Here is a 16041-nt window from a genome sequence, read left to right as displayed (position 1 = left end):
CGCTTGCTCAAACGCCTCCAGAGTGAGGGTAAATGCCTCGTACACGCTCGTCTCTGGCTCAGTGAGGAGAAATGAACGTTCGGGTAGCAGTTCAAGAGCCCACCGCCGCCACGTCGACATGAAGACATCGTAGCCGAGCCTATGGCTAGGTGACAGAACTCCTTCACCTCGCTGGAAATGTGGAACACCAGCAAACGTCCCTCTGCAAGAGTGAGGTATCACCTTAGCCTACACACTCTAACTGTACTTTGGAGGATATTCAGTGCACGTTCGAGCGGCCAGCATCCTGAGATGCTGATCGTCGGGTATGCGCCGCTTTAAACGCTTCCGCCAGTTGTTCCCAGCGTTCTTCGCTCCATTCCTGGCGGGCTTCCGGCACACTGCTCAGCGACGGCTCGCTCCGCTCTACGTCCAAGGACTCTGCAGTTTTGTAGCTCGGAAAAGTATCACTCCCCTTGCGCAGACGGTCGCACCGGGGCAGGGGGATCACCTGCAGCACTTCATCACCGACAGCCCCTGGGACCCACAGCCCCTCGAAACCCTGGTCGCCCAGCAGGCGCAACGTCTGGTGGGCGGCAAGGACGCCGTGCTGATCATCGACGACACCTGCTTAACGAAGTTCGGGACGAAATCGGTGGGCGTATCGCGCCAATACTCCGGGCAGGTCGGCAAGGTCACCAATTGTCAATGCCTGGTGTCGCTGACCCTCGCCCAGCACGACGTTCCCATCCCGTTGGCGCTTCGCCTGTTCCTCCCGTCTGAGTGGACAGGTGACGTTGAGCGGTGCGAACGAGCCGGCGTCCCTGCAGCGCATCTCGTGCCCAAGGCCAAGTGGGAGATCGCGCTGGAAGAGCTGGACCGGGTCCGTCGCAGCGTCACGTTCGGGGTGGTGCTTGCAGATGCGGCGTACGGGAACAACGCTGAGTTCCGCAAGGCGTTGTCGAAACGCGGCTTGTTCTGGTCCGTGGGGATCGTGCGCAACCAGAAGGTCTACTCCGAGGACGTTCGCCTGATTCCGCCGCCCAGGATCGTGCGAGGTCGTCGTCCCAAGGGACCGAGTGCGTCCGAAGAGCGCCAGACGGTTGAGGCGCTGCTACAGGCCGCACCGTGGCATGAGATTACCTGGCGCCATGGGACGAAAGGACCAATGCGCGGTCGCTTTGCTGCGGTCTTCGTGCGCATCGCCGATGGCGCAGCGAATGGCGCTGGCGCGCACCTGCCGGGCGAGGAACTTTGGGTGATCGGCGAAGAACGCAATAACGGCGGGTGCAAATACTACGCCTGCAACTTCGGACCAGCAGCGACGCTGAATGACCTTGTGGCGGTAACGAAGCGTCGCTGGGCCTGTGAGCACGGGCATCGGGAGCTGAAGCAGGAAGTTGGTTTATCGCACTTCGAGGGACGCTCGTGGCGGGGGCTGCATCACCACGCCGTGCTGTGTCTGGTGGCCCTGGCGTTCCTGCAGGCGATTCGCCTGGAACAACCGGACGGTGTACAGGGCGAGACGCTGCCAGCGATTCGAGCAGAACTGGCTGGAACGCTGTCCCAGCCATTACTCTGCCCACGTTGTCGGCTGCTCACCGTTCAGCCAGCTGGCCCTTGAATACTCCCTAAAGGAAAGCGAGGCGAATGCCCAGTGCATCGGTGAGTCCTGGAGTGCTTGTCGCTGCTCAGGCCGGGGCTCCGGCTGTACTGCCGTTGCCTGCTCCTCGGCGGAGCGCTCCGAACTCAGGTTCAGCAGCCGCGTCAGCCGCTTGTCCTCGATGAGGGGCGATGCCCAGCCGGAGGTGGCCGCCAAGGCTGCAGCGATCGTCAGGCCACGTCTCTGAGTGAGCCCCACAGGGGAAGGTGCCCTGTGTTCTCCCGTCGGGTGGCTCAAAAGGTTACGTTGATCGAGACCCCAATTCTGGTGAAGTAAGCGCCGAACCGGTTATAAAGATCTGTGCCGCCAGGGAGAAAGCCCTGAATACGGAATTCAGCCCGTGCGACGGGCATCTCCGGTCCCGGCGCCTGCGCGTAGAAGCGCACATGGCGTTTCGTGACGCGGCCATCCCCGTAGGCTTCGCCCAGATTCTCTGCGACCATATTATGCAGTTCATCGTCCGCCAGACCCAGGTCTGCGATCGGCGCCTGCACGGGTGGATCAACGGTCATGGACAGCACAGCATCCACCAAGGTGCCGTTGGGTACCACCGCCGGAAGGCCACTCAACGTCGCCGTCAGCTTCAGCGGTTTCTCTGTGACATGCAGCGGCGCGTGGGCAAGGTCGCGCCCGTTCTGACTGGCCACCACGGTGTAGTCCTGTTCCAGCAGATCGTACTGGGGATGGGGGTCGCCTGCCGTGAGCCGAGTCGCAAACAGCTGGAGTTGGGCGTCGCCGTTGCCAGCCACCAGAGGCGTCTGCAGGTCCAGCGGCGACACGGTGAGATTCGGGTACGTGGGGGAGACGCGGTACACCAGCCGGAGACTCACAGGGCCGGCGGGGAAACCGGTCAGATGGGCCTTCAGGGCTGTTCCGTGCAGGTGATACAGCTCCAGGCTGGCCGTGTCCAGGGTGAGGTGCGGTTGGGTGAGGGCCTGGCAGGAGATGGTGGGGTTCACCCAGTCGGCGTGATCGTAGAAGTTTCCGTCCCCGGCGTCCGTCACCACCAGGCGCAAGTTCGACTTCCCGGTCAGGTCGGCCGTGAGGGTCTTCGGGCCGTCACTCCCGCGGACCACTCCACTGTCGGCCAGCTTCACGCCATCGGCCCAGACCTCGAACACCACCGAGCCCTTGGTGCCAACCTCGTCGTCAATGCCCACCGTCGCGGTGAAGCTGGTGCAGGTCGCCCCTGCGCCGGCCAGGCTGTAGCGGAGTTCCGAGGTGGAGTGCACGCCGTAGCCTTTGGCATAGACCTGCCCGCCAATGGTCAGGGGATTCCCGTCCAGCTGCTGCCGACCGCCATTGCTGCGGTTGACTTCAATCGGTCCCCAGCCGCTGCTGGCGTACGTGGGCTTTTCGTAGCCCAGGGTATTGGTGCCGGGCGTCAGGCTGAGGGCCGAGAGGGCGCTGGACGTCCACGGCTGGGAGGGGTGGGCGGCATACTCGGCGGCGTACGGGTCAGTGGGCGATGCGGCCTGCTGACCGCAGGCAGCGAGCAGCAGGGAGAGGGCGAGGGTACCGGTGAGCTTCTTCATGGGAGCCTCCCGGCCCGCCGGGTGAAGACGGTGGAGTGTGGATCGTGGGCCACCACGAACGTACCCTGCCGAGCGGATCCATCATGCTCACGAAGTGAGCATCTTCCGCTCACGCATCATTGAGCCATGCGTATCCCGTCACTTCCGCTGCTCCCCGAACTGGGCAGGATCTTCATGCGAGGGTCGTGGTGCCGGGGAAGGAGCGGAGCAAAGAGCCATTCATCACAGCCACCATGCCCACCATTGCCCTTCCTGGCACAGTTTTTACCTAGTCCGCAGGAATAGCGCAGAGCAAATGCAGCTTCTCAGCTCGCCGCGTCCGCATTCATACCCTGAATAGTCCCCGAAGTACAGCTAGTGGTCTGATGCAGAAGAACGCTGGGAATCAGCCTTGATCCTGTCAACCTCCAACGCGTCGGAAAGATAAACGTGATCTGCCTTCTCCAAACACCTACCCAAAGGACAACTGGATCTGGCCCCGAGGCCGCATGTCTGAAGGGCACATGAGCGGCAGCCCCTCAAAAGTTGTGCGGGGAAGGGTACGGTCATGCTGGCCCACGACGCATCCTCCACCGTTTTCTCTCGGCGGGCCGGGAGGCCCCCATGAAGAAGCTCGCCGCGACTCTTGCCCTCTCCCTGCTGCTGGCCGCCTGCGGTCAGCAAGCCACCTCACCCGCCGCGGACGATTGGGCTGCCCAGTACGCCGCCCACCCCTCCGACCCGTGGATGTCGACCCGGCTCTCCGCCTTGAGCCTGACGCCTGGGGTGAACACGCTCTACTACGAGACCCCCACCTCTGCCACCAACGGCTGGGGACCAATCGAAGTGAACCGCAGCAACGGTGGGCGCGCGGCAAACGACGGCCACCCACTCACCGTGGGCGGCAAGGTGTACGCCAAGGGGTACGGCGTGCACGCCAACTCGGAACTGCGCTATGACCTCACCGGCACCGGGGCCATCTGCACGAAGTTCACCGTGACGGTCGGCGTGGACGACGAAGTGGGCAACAACGGCTCGGTGCTCTTCATCCTTGAGACGGATAACGGCGACCGGCTGGCCGACAGCGGCATCCTGCACGGCTACGACGGCGCAAAGACCCTCAGCGTGAGCCTGATTGGCCGTAAGACCCTCACCCTGCGCGCGTTTTACGCTGGGGACAACACCTATTACGATCACGCGGACTGGCTCAATCCCCAGATCACGTGCATCTCCAGCGGCACGCCTGATCTCAGCTTCTCCGGGGACGGTCGCGTGGAGCTCTCGGGACTCGATCACTTCCATCAGGTGCTGCCCGTGGCGGGCGGCAAGATCCTGGCCCTCACCAGCGACCGTGAGCAGGGCTACCTGCATCAATATCTTGCGAACGGCCAGCCGGACCTCAGTTTTGGCAAGCAGGGCACCACCGTGCTGGCTTCGGGTGAACTCGCTCCCCGACAGATGGCGCTCACCCGGGATGGCAAGGTGGTCGTGCACGGCCTGCTGAAGGTGGACAGCCAGACGTACACGAACTTCCTCGCCCGCTACTTCCTGGACGGCCGCGTGGACACCAGCTTCGGGACTGGCGGGCGCGTCCTGCAGCAGCCGGTCACTGCTGGACAGATCCAACTCACTGATGAGTTTGCGCCCGTGGTGCAGGCAAACGGCAAGGTCATCATGCCCCAACATGAGTACACCGGCACCACCTACCCCGATCTTCAGCAGTACCTGACGCTCGTCCGGTATCAGGCGAATGGCGCCCTCGATCCCTCCTTCGGGCAGGGCGGTCACCTCATCTACCCCGGAGACCCCGACGATGCCGTTCATACGCCCGTCTTTCAGCAGCGTGACGGTGGCCTGCTGGTCGAGCACCACCCGACGCCGACGGCGGCGACTCGTCTGGATCGCCTGACGGCGGACGGTCAGCCAGACCTCACCTTCGGAACCGCGGGTGGCGTGGAGGTGCAGGTGGTGCCCAATCAGGAGGCGTCTTCGGCGGACGCGATCGCGGAACAACCGGACGGTCGCCTGCTGGTCTCGGGGGTGGCCAGAGACGTCGACGGGAACGTCTCGTGTTACATGGCCCGCTATACGGCACGCGGCCAGTTGGATGCCTCGTTTGGCAGCGGCGGCGTGACGCTTCTGAAGGTGTGTGGGGATCCTCCGACTGAGGCGTTTCGGATGCACGTTCAGAAGGATGGCCGGATCGTGGCGGCCTTCTCGGACCATCTGATCCGGGTGCAGGCGAATGGGCAGCTGGATCCCACGTTCGGATCGGGGGGCACCGTCCAGATTGATCCCTACCTCTCGGACCTCGCTCTGCAGGAGGACGGCAAACTGCTCGTTACTGACGACATCGTGACCAGGCTACCGGAGGCGGGCTACCTGTACCGACTCCTGCCGTAACGCCTGAACAACCGAGCGACATGCAGGCCAGGAGCATTCCGCCCCTGGCCTGCATTCTGTATGGCGGGTCTGGACGCCCAGCGCTCTGTGTGCTGAATAGGGCCCTGATCACTCCCCAAAGTACCTAGCGTGGTCCGATGCAGGAGAAGGCTGGGAATGGCGGGCGTACGATGCGGGTGGAGGTGGCGTATGCATCGTGGCCGGCACGCTCCCACCCTCATCCTTAGCGACACCGAGCGGCAGGTGTTGAGCAGCTTGGTTCGACGACGTCAAACCCCTCGCGGATTGGCGACCCGCGCGAAGGTGATTTTGCTGAGCGCGGATCATCCGGAATGGACGCTCACTGAGATCGGTGCCCAGGTCGGGCTGTGTGACGATACCGTCGGCACCTGGCGCAACCGCTTTGCAGTTCATCGTCTTGAGGGGCTGAGCGACGCCCCCAAGTCGGGCGCGCCACGAACCATCCAGGACGACGCGGTGGAGCGGGTCGTCCGCTTGACCCTGGATACCCTCCCTGCAGACGCGACGGAGTGGAGTACCCGCAGCATGGCCAAGGCCAGTGGCCTGACGCAGAGCGCCGTGCATCGCATCTGGCAGGCGTTCGGGCTGCGGCCTCACCTGGTGTCGTCCTTCACCCTGTCGAAGGACCCACTCTTGATCGAGAAGGTACGCGACATTGTCGGGCTGTACCTCAACCCCCAGATCGGGCCCTGGTGCTGTGCGTCGACGAGAAGCCGCAGATCCAGGCGCTGGAGCGCGGCAGCATGACGTTCCCGATGCGGCCAGGGCAACCGGAGGCGACCGGACACACATACGTCCGGCATGGCATCACCACGCTGATCGCGGCGTTGGATGCCAAGGTTGGCAGTGTCATTGGGCAGTGTTACGCGCACCACCGGGCTGAAGAATTCCGGGCGTTTCTCGATGTCGTATACGCCCAGGTCCCCGCGGAGCTCGCGGTGCACGTCGTCCTGGATAACTACGTGACGCACAAGACGAAGACGATCCAGACGTGGCTGCTGGCCCATCCGAACGTGCACTTCCACTTCACGCCCACCAGTGGTTCGTGGCTGAACCTGGTCGAGTCGTGGTTCTCGTTGTTGAGTCGGAAGCGCTTGAGGCGCGGCAACTTCACGTCCCAGAACGCGCTCGAGCAGGCGATTGACGCCTTCATCGCTTCGACCAACGAGGCGCCAACGCCGTTTGTGTGGACCCGTTCGGCCGATGACATCCTGGCCAACATCAAGCGCTTCTGTGAGCCTTACCTCTCACCCAAAAATTCCCAGCGTTCTTCTGACTCAGACCACTAGATGGTATCGGCCTCAACGGTCCTGCCATCACGAGGTGCTGGTCGGGCCCAAGACCATGCCGGTTCAGTCGCACAGACCCTATTGATAACGGTGTAGGTTGGCATTAATCAGAAGCGACCCGGACAAGATGCCAGACGTTCCAATGGAGTGGCGACGGCAAGCAGCACGAAGGGGTGGAAGGTGCTCGGTACACTGCCCCATGGACGCTGACACTCAACCGTTGTTTCTTGTGCTGGAACTCGATGAGCCTGCGGCGTCTCGTATCACTGAACTGCGGACCGCGTGTCGCGATGCCTTTCGCGCGTCTCTCCCTGCTGAAATTACTGTGACGGGTTCATCAGGCGTCGGCGTGTTAGTGCCGGGTCAAGCGATCGAAGAGATCGCCGGCGTGATGCAGGAAGTTGCTCAAGGATTCGCTCCAGTCCAAGCCTGCTTTGGTCCGGTCATGCGCTTTCCAGACACTAACATCTTTGCCTTCACCATGACCGATGAGGCACCGTTCCGCGCGCTCCATCATCAGTTCGTCACATCCACGCTGAAGTTTGAAAGAAGTGCATTTCCCTTCAAGCCTCACTGCACCATCAGCAGCATCCCGGTCACGGAAGAAGAAGCGACCCGTCGCTTGCGCTACCGTTGGTCTGAGGCGTTCTCCTTGAGCACGTTGGCCCTGTATGGGCTGCGGGGTGGGCAGGTGACCAGATTGGCAACGGTCTCCTTGCCGTGTTGAACACCACCGAGAAGAACACGGCTTCTCGGCTCGTAGAACGCTGCCGGGGGACTGGTCGTCAGCTCTAGTCGTTCAGCGGTTGATGCCGAGCCATGCCGAGATCAATAGGTCGTGACGATGGCAGGGTGTGGTCGTTCTTCCGGCATGATGAGGTATGACTGGAGCCTCGGCACCCGTGACGATCCGCGAACCCACCCCGGATGACCTCCCGGCGCTCGTGGCGATCATCAACACGGACGTGGTCAAGCCGTACACGCCCGAAACGTTCGCCGAGCGGACGCAGGACATGCGGCAACAGTCCGGCGTGTTCTCCCAGGTGGTGCTCGATGACGGTCACCGGCTGGCCGGGACAGCGCTGCTGACCAGCGCGCCGCTCACCACGGAAGACCTTGACCTCCTCCTGATTGTGGCGCCGGACGCCTGCGAACGTGGGTACGGCTCGGCGCTGCTCACTCACATCTGCGACACGGCACGCGCCCTGGGCGCAAGGCGCCTCGAAACGAGTGTGCGGGACACCCGGCCCGCCGTGCGCGACTGGGCCGAGCGTCGAGGCTTCGCCTTCCAGCTTCACCGCTTCGAGTCGACCCTCGACCTGACCGCGTTCGACGACACAGCCCACGCCGATCTTGACGGGCGCCTGGCGCACGTTGGCGTCACCCTGCAGGACATGGGCACGCTGGGGCGGGACGAGGCGAACTGGACGCGCCTGTACTCCTTCTTCGCGGACCGCGACCAGGAGACACCGGACAAGCAGGGGATGCCGCGGTTAACGGTGGAGCAGACGCAGCACATGCTGCGCATGAACCCGGCGGTGCAGCCGGAGTGGATCGTGCTGGCCACGCGGGGCGAGGACTGGCTGGGGATGAGCGTCGTGGCAGGGCATCCGCGCGGCGCGTACAACTACTTCACGGGGGTGGCGCCGGACGCGCGTGGCCTGGGGCTGGCGCGGGCGTTGAAGGTGGAGGCCATCCGCCGGGCGCGCGCGGCGGGCTTCACGGACATGTGGACGCATAACCTCAGCACGAACGCGCCGATGCTGGCGGTGAACCGTCGCCTGGGCTTCACGTCGCTCCCCGGCTTGTGGGTGATGCGCCGGACCGTCGCGTAAGCCGGCCTGTTCTCCGCTTGGCCGACAGGGCGTCGTGCTGCAGGAACACGGTCGCCGTCGTGCTGCTTGTGCGTTCCTGCCGTCATCCTCGAAAGTGGGCGGGTCGCCCGGCTTGCCGGTTCGTCTGTGCGCGCGGGTCATGCCGCGTCCACGCCCGTGCGATGCCCTGGTGCGACGTCGCGCCGTCAGGATCTCGGCGGGGGTGGCCAGCGGAGCCCCCGCCCGGCGGTCCAGCGGCGCGCCGTGCGGCGTGGCGGGAACAGGGCGTCGCGCAGCCACTGCAGTTGCAGGGTATTCGCGCGGTCGTGGGCATTCACGCGCCCCTCCATTGGACGGCAGTGAGGGGCGTGGGGCAGGCGCATGCCGGCATTCTCCCTGATCATCCTGGCCAGCCCGCTCGAACATGCGGTGTGCCCCACACGTACCGGGTTTGCCGGGGAGCGCTGTGGCCGAGGGATGATCGGCCCCATCCGCGCAATTGAGCACGTCAAGGAGGACAGGGCGCTGAGGATCAGGGCTGCCCCATCACTCGAACAAGTGGCCCCATCCGTTCAACAAGCTTGTGCGTTCAAGCGGCGACAACGCGGCGTGCTTCAACAGTTCCTTCACGCGCCGGGCGCGTGCTTCGCCGTCCAATGCAGGCCCATCCGCGATCGACACATACCCATCAGGTCCGCGATGCTCTGCCCGAAAGCGAATCAGCAGGGCATAGCCCCTCGGCGTTCCTGTCAGGGTTCCCAACCAGCAGTGCGAGAGATGCGCGAGCACGAGGGGGAGGGCCTCGCCCATAGGGAACGGCAGATCCATGACTTCTCGATAGAAGGGCGCGCCGCAATCACGGTGGATCACTTCAGCATGGATCGCATTCGTTGTCGGAAGACGCACGGGTCTGGCCAGCACGTCAGCCACCACAGGATACGTTCGAGCAAGGTCAATGAGTGCGGCCGCTTTATTCCACTGCAGTGGGATCGAGCCGTTCACGCTTCCAAGTATGACGATGCCTGACCCCCGAAGACCCGCGCCGCCCCCAGCGGGCGCCTGGCACATGGCGCACGCCGGTCCTTCGGGGCGCTGGAGCGCGCGGGTTCGAGCTGGTCGTGCCACCCCATGCCGTCCACCGCACCGTGCAGGTCCGCATAGCGGAAGAGCCGCGCGTCCTGTGCGCCTTGGTGGGTAGCGCATCGACTGGACGGGGCGCCTGCAGGGTGATGGCCGCGCCACGCGACTGACCTGCTCCTGGCAGAGTGGCGCTTGTCAGACCTCGAGGATCCAGGGCGCGTGAAGGTCGCCTGTACGGAGGGTGGTCTGGAGATCTGAGCGGCCCGGTTCCCCTCCGTGACGACCAACCGCTCCTCGTGCAGGGCGTCGCGGTTGACAGGGCCGCGCAGCCACTCGTCGGGGTCCCCATGACCGCGAGGCGGTGAGCGTAACCGCTCCTGGTGCGGGCAGAAGAACGCTGTCCCCCCGAAGCCCTTGGACCGCCTCACCACCATCAGCCCGGAGGGCGCGCTGACCTCACCGGATTCCTGGTCGTTGCGACTGTTGGGCTTATGGGTCGATGAACACGCTTTAATAGGTGGGTGAGGACTCTTGCTTCGTGCTGCACCGCTCTGCTCGCCCTGACTGCATTTCTGACAGCAACCGTTCAAGCAGTGTCTGCATCGCCCGAGGATGAGCGTCTGTGGAAGACGCTGGACATCACCGAGGACGGCTGGCTCTCTGGAACAGAATTCACACAGTGTCATTGCGACAGTTTCGACACGAACCACGATCATGAAGTCACGCGTGCTGAATTCATGGCTGGGCGAGCTCGATCGCAGGCCAGCAATCCGGCCACACCGCGAACCGCTGCCCCTCCGTCTTCAGGATCACTGATCGACAGCAACGGCCATGCGTTCAGCGTTCCACAGCCTGGCAGGAGCGCAACGAGTGGCGGCCTTCCTACTGGACTGTACGTGTGTTCTCAGACCAGCGGTTTTGGAGCAGATGCACGCCTTGTCACGATCGGTGCGGTACGAGTCGAAGCGAACGGGGTGTACCGAGGGATGCTGGCTGCCAATGGCACCGGGACGGCGCCGAATGGAACGTACCTGTATGAAGCGAACACGAAACGGGTGTTTTTCCAGCGGGGATTCGACGGTGCTGCCGGGAAGTGGGGGGTCGTGACGGGAGCGACGGTTGAGGTGAATGATCCTGGCGGCCCGTGGTTCAAGGTCGAGTATCAGCTGGAGCCCCGCGACTACATTCGTTCTTTTGACTGTACCCGCACACGGAAGTAAGTCCAGGGAGGTTGCTGACGCTGGACGTCGACCCCTGATGGTTGTAGGGGCGGGCGTGATCACCTCACCCTTGCTGATGCATTTGCCCTGGCGTACGAACGCGGGCTGAGCTGACCCTCGGGTAGAACGCCCCGAGGCGATCCCGAGTCTTCCAAGCGGGAACTGCACCTGGAAAGTGACAGTGCCTGGTTCAACGCCAAGCGCCTGGAAGACGCGGAGTCCGACCTGGAGCCCCTGATGACGTGAACGCCGCATCGCCACCGTGACCCGGGCCGGCTGGACCTGCCCGGACGACCCCGTGCTGGAGCGGGTCCTGAACGGGATCAGCGGCCCGAACCGAGTCCCGTCCTGGTGGACCGATCAGGAAATGGCCGCCGTGGACCTCGTGGCGGAGGACCTCCCGGACCTGGAGATTCTGGAGATGGACGCGCGGCCGGTGTACGAGCCGCCCCCACCCAACGGCGCCAACTGAACCCCGTTCAGCGCGTGGTGGATGGGGGCGACGTAACTGCCGCTACAGAGCCTGCATGCAGTTGACCCCGGGTGCATACCCGGCTATAGTAGAGAAATCAAGGCGGCCTGCGGGCCGGCTTTTTTTTTGGCCAGGCAGCGCTTCCGCCACCAGTCACGAAGGTAACTTTTCCTGCGAAACTTCCATCGTGAGTCGTGGTCATCTGTTGCTCCTTTCACTTGGGTCACGTGTGGAGAGATAAGGATGAGAGGCGGTCGGACGGTTCGCTGCTGCCGGCTGACCTGAAGGACCGAACTGTTCGCGCGCTCCGGCGCACTGGGGCCGCGGCGCCTCGCTGGTGGCGATCACGGGCGCAGCAGGGTCTTGACGGCGCGGCGCTCATCCATCGCGCGGTACCCTTCCGCCACCTGGTCCAGGGGCAGCGTCTGATCAAACACCAGCCCTGGGTTGATCTGTCCACGCAGCACCAGGTCGATCAGGTGCGGCAGGTAGCGGCGCACGGGTGCGGGGCCACCATGCAGGTGCACGCCGGAGAAGAACAGTTCCAGTCCAGGCAGCGCCACGCCGTGTGACACGCCCACGTACCCGACGTGACCGCCCGGACGGGTGGCGCGGATGGCCTGCATCATCGACTCCTGGGTGCCGACCGCCTCGATCACCGAGTGGGCCCCCAGGCCGCCGGTCATCTCCTTGATGCGCGCCACGCCTTCGTCGCCGCGTTCGGTGACGATGTCCGTCGCACCGAACGTTCGGGCCAGCCGCTGGCGGTCCTCGTGACGGCTCATCATGATGATCCGCTCGGCGCCCATCTGCCGGGCAGAGAGCACCGCCAGGAGGCCCACCGCGCCGTCCCCAACCACCACGACGGTCTTGCCCGACTTGACGTTCGCAGCGTCCGCGGCGAACCAGCCGGTGCCGAGCACGTCCGAGGTCGCCAGCAGACTTGGGAGCAGGTCATCCGACGGCACTTCCGGGGTGGCGACCAGCGTGCCGTCCGCGAGGGGGACCCGCAGGAACGGGGCCTGCGCGCCTTCCGCGCCGATCGGGCGGGCGTCGACGCAGCGGCTCTGGTACCCGTCATTGCAGATGGGGCAGGTGTTGTCCGAGGCGAAAAAGGAGCCCACCACGAACTGGCCGGGTCTGAGGTGACGCACGTCGCGACCGACCTCCTCGACGATGCCGCAGTATTCGTGGCCCATCGGCATCGGCTGATCGCTGACGTCGTCGCCCCGGTACGGCCACAGGTCAGACCCGCACACGCAGGTGGCGCTCATGCGGATGATGGCGTCGGTGGGCTCGACGATGATCGGGTCAGGGCGCTCCTCGAAGCGCACGTCGCGCGGGCCGTACAGCATGGTTCCTTTCATGGCCATTCTCCTTTGAACTCTGGGAAGGTGCTGGGAGCAACAGTCGCTGGGCGCGTCTTCACTCGTCGTGCGATGTCATGACTGGTGACCCGATGGCCGGCGCGAAGTCCGCCATCCCAGCCACGCGAGCAGGGCCGAGGCGCACAACGCCGCCGCGCTGAACACGAAGGTGCTCTGGTAGCCGCTCCGGTCGTAGAGGAGGCCGCCGGCCGTGGCGCCGAGGGTGATGGCCAGCTGAATCACCGCGACCATCAGCCCGCCGCCCGCTTCGGCGTCGTCGTGCAGCACCCGGCTCATCCAGGTCGACCACCCGACCGGTGCGGCCGTGCCGATCAGGCCCCAGCCGGCGAGCAGCACCCCGACGGCGATCGGTGAAGCGCCATAGAGCGTGAGGGCCACCGCGATGACGGCCATCAGCAGCGGCATGCTGATCAGCACGCTGTACAGGCGGGTGCGGAGCATCACGCTGATCAGGACGGTGCCGAGCAGGCCCCCAGCACCGTTGATCAGCAGGAGCAGCGAGAGGGTCGAGACATCGACCCGCGTGACGGTCTCCATAAAGGGACGCAGGTAGGTGAACAGCGCGAACTGCCCGAGAAACAGCAGGGTGACGGCCAGCATGCCGAGGGAAACCTGCGGACGCCGCAGGACCCGGAAGACCGACCCGCCGCGGGCGTCCCGCTCGGAGGGCATCGGGGGGAGACTCATGAAGAGCCAGACGAGGGTCAGCACCCCAAGCGGCACCACCGCGAAGAACGCGCCGCGCCATCCGACGTACTGTCCCAGGAAGCTGCCGAGCGGCGCAGCAATGGTGGTGGCCAGGGCGTTCCCGCCGTTCAGCAAACCCAAGGCGCGCGGAACGTCCCCGTGCGGCACGAGGCGCATGAGCGTGGCGGTGGACAACGACCAGAAGCCGCCGATCACCACGCCGAGCAGGGCACGCCCGGCCATGAAGATGAGGGGGTTCGGTGCGAGCGCCACCATCGCGCCCGAGAGGATCATCAGCAGGGCCATCGACAGCAGGACGGTTCGGCGGTCGATGCCACGTGTGACCGAGGCGATCAGGAGACTGGTGACCACAGCAAAGAAGCCGGAGACGGCGATGGCCTGGCCGGCGCGGCCCTCGGTCATGTGGAGGTCGGCGCCGATGGGCGTCAGCAGGCTGACCGGCATGAACTCGGACGCGATGAGCGTCGCGACACAGAGGGTCATGGCCAGCACCGCACCCCACCGGGCGGGCGACGCGGCAGCGGGGAACCGAACGACGTGATCTTCCATCGGCGGCCTCAGGACACCGGGTTGTGGTCGAGGGTGGTCGAGAGCTCAGGAAAGGCATGCGCCTGCTGACGGAGCCGATCGGCCTTCTGCGTCACGCCCTGGACGGCGTCGGCGCCGGCCACCCAGCGCTCGGGCGGCGTGGCCGAGTCGAGGAGCGTCAGCAGGGCCCGGGCGAGCTTCGCCGGGTCGCCAGCCTGCTGGCCATTCATCGCCTCCCAGGCCGGGAGGATCTGTGCAGTGCGCGCCGCGTAGTCGGGAAGCGACAGCCCCGGCAGGATCGTCGACTCCTTCTCCAGCAATTGCGTGCGGAAGAACCCGGGTTCCACCACGGTCGTGCGGATGCCGTACGGCGCGACCTCGGGGCGCAGCGCCTCCATCCACCCCTCGAGGGCAAACTTCGACGCGGCGTACGCGGAGGTGAATTCCCCGGCGATCACCCCGGCCGTCGAGGAAATGCTGACGATCTGCCCTCGGCGCTGCTCGCGCATCACCGGGAGCACCGCGCGGGTGACGTTCAGCGCACCGAAGAAGTTGACGTCCATCTGCGCCCGGAACTGCTCAGGGCTGACCTCTTCGAAAAAGCCAGCCTGGAAGCTGGCGGCGTTGTTGATCAGCACGTCGATTCGTCCGAACCGTTCCACGGCCGCCTGCACGGCCGCTTCCGCGTCGACGGGGGACGTGATGTCGAGCTGGACGGCCAGCAGATTCGGATCGGTGCCAGCGGCCGCCGTGACCGCCTCGAGGCGCCGACCGGTGGCCACAACGGAATGCCCGGATGCCAGGGCCGCCTGGACGAACTCGGTGCCCATGCCTCGGGTGGTGCCGGTAATGAAGTAAACCTTGCTCATGGATGTTCTCCTGGTACTTGCGCGGTCAACTCGCTGATGACCTGGGCCTCAGGGCGCGGTGCGGGGCGACATGGCGTGTTCACCTGCTGCGTGTGGGCCACCGGTTCACCGTAGCCGTGTGCCTCAAGGGCACCGCCACGTCAAGAGGATCGGGACAAAAATTCAGATAATCAGGCAAACATGACCGAGGCCGATCGCCTACCTTGGGAGCAGGAACATGGCGCTCTGCCAGAGGAACATCCCGGGCAGAAGCGTGTGGAGAGGAGCGGAAGATGACCCGCTGGACGGCAGACTAACTTCAGACAATCGCTCGAAACGACGACCTGCACATCGCTCCCCTGCGCGGTGACGGCGTCACGTACGGCACCCTGACCTGGATCTGGTCGGTGGTGGTCGATGGTCAGGTGTACGTCCGCGCCTCTACCGGAACGGATTCGCGCTGGTACCAGGCCGCCCTGAAGCAGAAGGCCGGGCGGGTCACCACCGCCGACATGCCCCGGGCGGTCACCTTCGGGCCTGTAACCAGCGAGGTTCAGCCAAGGATCGATTCCGCTTACCGTGCGAAGTACGCCGACCGTCCTTACCTTGCTCCTATGATCGGTGAACGCGCCAGAGCGGCCACGCTCCGCGTTCTGCCCAGCGAGGTCGACGCGTGAAGTCGTTCTCAGCTGCGCTCGCCAGCAGCGCGGCGCCAACCCTGTTGCCCGCTACAACGGGGCAGAAGACCGTACAGAAGCAGGCCAGCATGCACCTCACCCGGACCATCAGCGGGAAGACCCTGAAGAACAGTGAAACAACCCGTGACTGTCTTTCCCTCCTGCCGCTCACCCTGACGCCGGAAGATGATGGCGGCATAGAGAAAACCGCGTCCCCGTCCCGCACACTCAGCCCCGGGGGTGCACCGGCAGGCACCACACCGAAGGCCGGTGACATCGCCTACGACGCCCCCTTGGGCAACCTGGCCCTGTTCCACAAGGACTTCAGGTATTCCAGCGGCCTGATCATCCTGGGGAGGCTGGACGAGGGTGTGAACGTGGTGCGGCAGCTGGGGAACGTTCAAGTCATCAGCAATATCAGCAAGTAAAGGAGAAGG

At 64.8% G+C, this 16041-nt stretch carries 13 protein-coding genes and 1 pseudogene; 9 read left to right on the top strand and 5 right to left on the bottom strand.

Annotated features, from left to right (window positions below):
- Positions 1-307 precede the first annotated feature (307 nt).
- Positions 308-1603: an IS701 family transposase gene (locus ABOD76_RS22240; protein ID WP_350245706.1), complete on the top strand. Its 1296-nt coding sequence runs from the start codon at positions 308-310 to the stop codon at positions 1601-1603.
- A gap of 272 nt (positions 1604-1875) precedes the next feature.
- Here the strand turns inward: ABOD76_RS22240 and ABOD76_RS22235 are convergent, their stop codons facing one another.
- Positions 1876-3177, bottom strand: a complete 1302-nt coding sequence (locus ABOD76_RS22235) for an NPCBM/NEW2 domain-containing protein (RefSeq protein ID WP_350245767.1) — start codon at positions 3175-3177, stop codon at positions 1876-1878.
- A gap of 603 nt (positions 3178-3780) precedes the next feature.
- Between ABOD76_RS22235 and ABOD76_RS22230 the strand changes: the two genes are divergently transcribed.
- The 4 genes and pseudogenes from ABOD76_RS22230 to ABOD76_RS22215 all read left to right on the top strand — a co-directional run bounded on the left by ABOD76_RS22230 (position 3781) and on the right by ABOD76_RS22215 (position 8704).
- Positions 3781-5559, top strand: coding sequence for an NPCBM/NEW2 domain-containing protein (locus ABOD76_RS22230; RefSeq protein ID WP_350245766.1), 1779 nt, complete (start codon positions 3781-3783; stop codon positions 5557-5559).
- A gap of 189 nt (positions 5560-5748) precedes the next feature.
- Positions 5749-6869: pseudogene (locus tag ABOD76_RS22225) on the top strand (IS630 family transposase).
- 199 nt (positions 6870-7068) lie between these two features.
- The gene (locus ABOD76_RS22220; protein WP_350245765.1) at positions 7069-7596 is read left to right on the top strand and encodes a 2'-5' RNA ligase family protein; all 528 of its coding nucleotides are present in this window, start codon (positions 7069-7071) and stop codon (positions 7594-7596) included.
- Between the two features lie 175 nt (positions 7597-7771).
- A complete protein-coding gene (locus ABOD76_RS22215; protein ID WP_350245764.1) occupies positions 7772-8704 on the top strand; it encodes a GNAT family N-acetyltransferase in 933 nt (310 codons plus the stop codon).
- Positions 8705-9229: 525 nt separating this feature from the next.
- Here the strand turns inward: ABOD76_RS22215 and ABOD76_RS22210 are convergent.
- On the bottom strand, positions 9230-9685 hold the full coding sequence (locus ABOD76_RS22210) for a hypothetical protein (RefSeq protein WP_350245763.1): 456 nt from the start codon (positions 9683-9685) through the stop codon (positions 9230-9232).
- Between the two features lie 599 nt (positions 9686-10284).
- On the opposite strand from ABOD76_RS22210, the gene ABOD76_RS22205 reads away from it, so the two are divergent.
- Together ABOD76_RS22205 and ABOD76_RS22200 are read left to right on the top strand one after the other, a co-directional pair.
- Positions 10285-10983, top strand: a complete 699-nt coding sequence (locus ABOD76_RS22205) for a hypothetical protein (RefSeq protein ID WP_350245762.1) — start codon at positions 10285-10287, stop codon at positions 10981-10983.
- A 262-nt stretch (positions 10984-11245) separates the two neighbouring features.
- Positions 11246-11455, top strand: coding sequence for a hypothetical protein (locus ABOD76_RS22200; protein ID WP_350245761.1), 210 nt, complete (start codon positions 11246-11248; stop codon positions 11453-11455).
- A gap of 344 nt (positions 11456-11799) precedes the next feature.
- Here the strand turns inward: ABOD76_RS22200 and ABOD76_RS22195 are convergent, their stop codons facing one another.
- The 3 genes from ABOD76_RS22195 to ABOD76_RS22185 form a co-directional block, all read right to left on the bottom strand.
- Positions 11800-12822, bottom strand: coding sequence for a zinc-dependent alcohol dehydrogenase family protein (locus tag ABOD76_RS22195; protein WP_350245760.1), 1023 nt, complete (start codon positions 12820-12822; stop codon positions 11800-11802).
- Positions 12823-12897: 75 nt separating this feature from the next.
- Complete coding sequence (locus ABOD76_RS22190) at positions 12898-14100, bottom strand: MFS transporter (protein ID WP_350245759.1); 1203 nt, start codon at positions 14098-14100, stop codon at positions 12898-12900.
- Between the two features lie 8 nt (positions 14101-14108).
- Positions 14109-14948, bottom strand: a complete 840-nt coding sequence (locus tag ABOD76_RS22185) for an SDR family NAD(P)-dependent oxidoreductase (protein WP_350245758.1) — start codon at positions 14946-14948, stop codon at positions 14109-14111.
- Between the two features lie 305 nt (positions 14949-15253).
- On the opposite strand from ABOD76_RS22185, the gene ABOD76_RS22180 reads away from it, so the two are divergent.
- Complete coding sequence (locus ABOD76_RS22180; protein ID WP_350245771.1) at positions 15254-15604, top strand: DUF2255 family protein; 351 nt, start codon at positions 15254-15256, stop codon at positions 15602-15604.
- A complete protein-coding gene (locus ABOD76_RS22175; RefSeq protein WP_350245757.1) occupies positions 15601-16032 on the top strand; it encodes a cyclophilin-like fold protein in 432 nt (143 codons plus the stop codon). Before ABOD76_RS22180 ends, ABOD76_RS22175 begins: the two co-directional genes overlap by 4 nt.
- Positions 16033-16041: the final 9 nt, after the last annotated feature.

The organism is Deinococcus sonorensis KR-87, assembly GCF_040256395.1.
In the GTDB taxonomy this organism is placed as follows: domain Bacteria; phylum Deinococcota; class Deinococci; order Deinococcales; family Deinococcaceae; genus Deinococcus; species Deinococcus sonorensis.
Note: the sequence above shows the minus strand (reverse complement) of the source record. Positions and strands in the feature narration are given on the sequence as shown.

Bases quoted from the DNA above. Each gene is read 5' to 3' on its own strand.
- ABOD76_RS22240 (WP_350245706.1), top strand. From the start codon at position 308: ATGCGCCGCTTTAAACGCTTCCGCCAGTTGTTCCCAGCGTTCTTCGCT.
- ABOD76_RS22235 (WP_350245767.1), bottom strand. From the start codon at position 3,177: ATGAAGAAGCTCACCGGTACCCTCGCCCTCTCCCTGCTGCTCGCTGCC.
- ABOD76_RS22230 (WP_350245766.1), top strand. From the start codon at position 3,781: ATGAAGAAGCTCGCCGCGACTCTTGCCCTCTCCCTGCTGCTGGCCGCC.
- ABOD76_RS22220 (WP_350245765.1), top strand. From the start codon at position 7,069: ATGGACGCTGACACTCAACCGTTGTTTCTTGTGCTGGAACTCGATGAG.
- ABOD76_RS22195 (WP_350245760.1), bottom strand. From the start codon at position 12,822: ATGAAAGGAACCATGCTGTACGGCCCGCGCGACGTGCGCTTCGAGGAG.
- ABOD76_RS22190 (WP_350245759.1), bottom strand. From the start codon at position 14,100: ATGGAAGATCACGTCGTTCGGTTCCCCGCTGCCGCGTCGCCCGCCCGG.
- ABOD76_RS22185 (WP_350245758.1), bottom strand. From the start codon at position 14,948: ATGAGCAAGGTTTACTTCATTACCGGCACCACCCGAGGCATGGGCACC.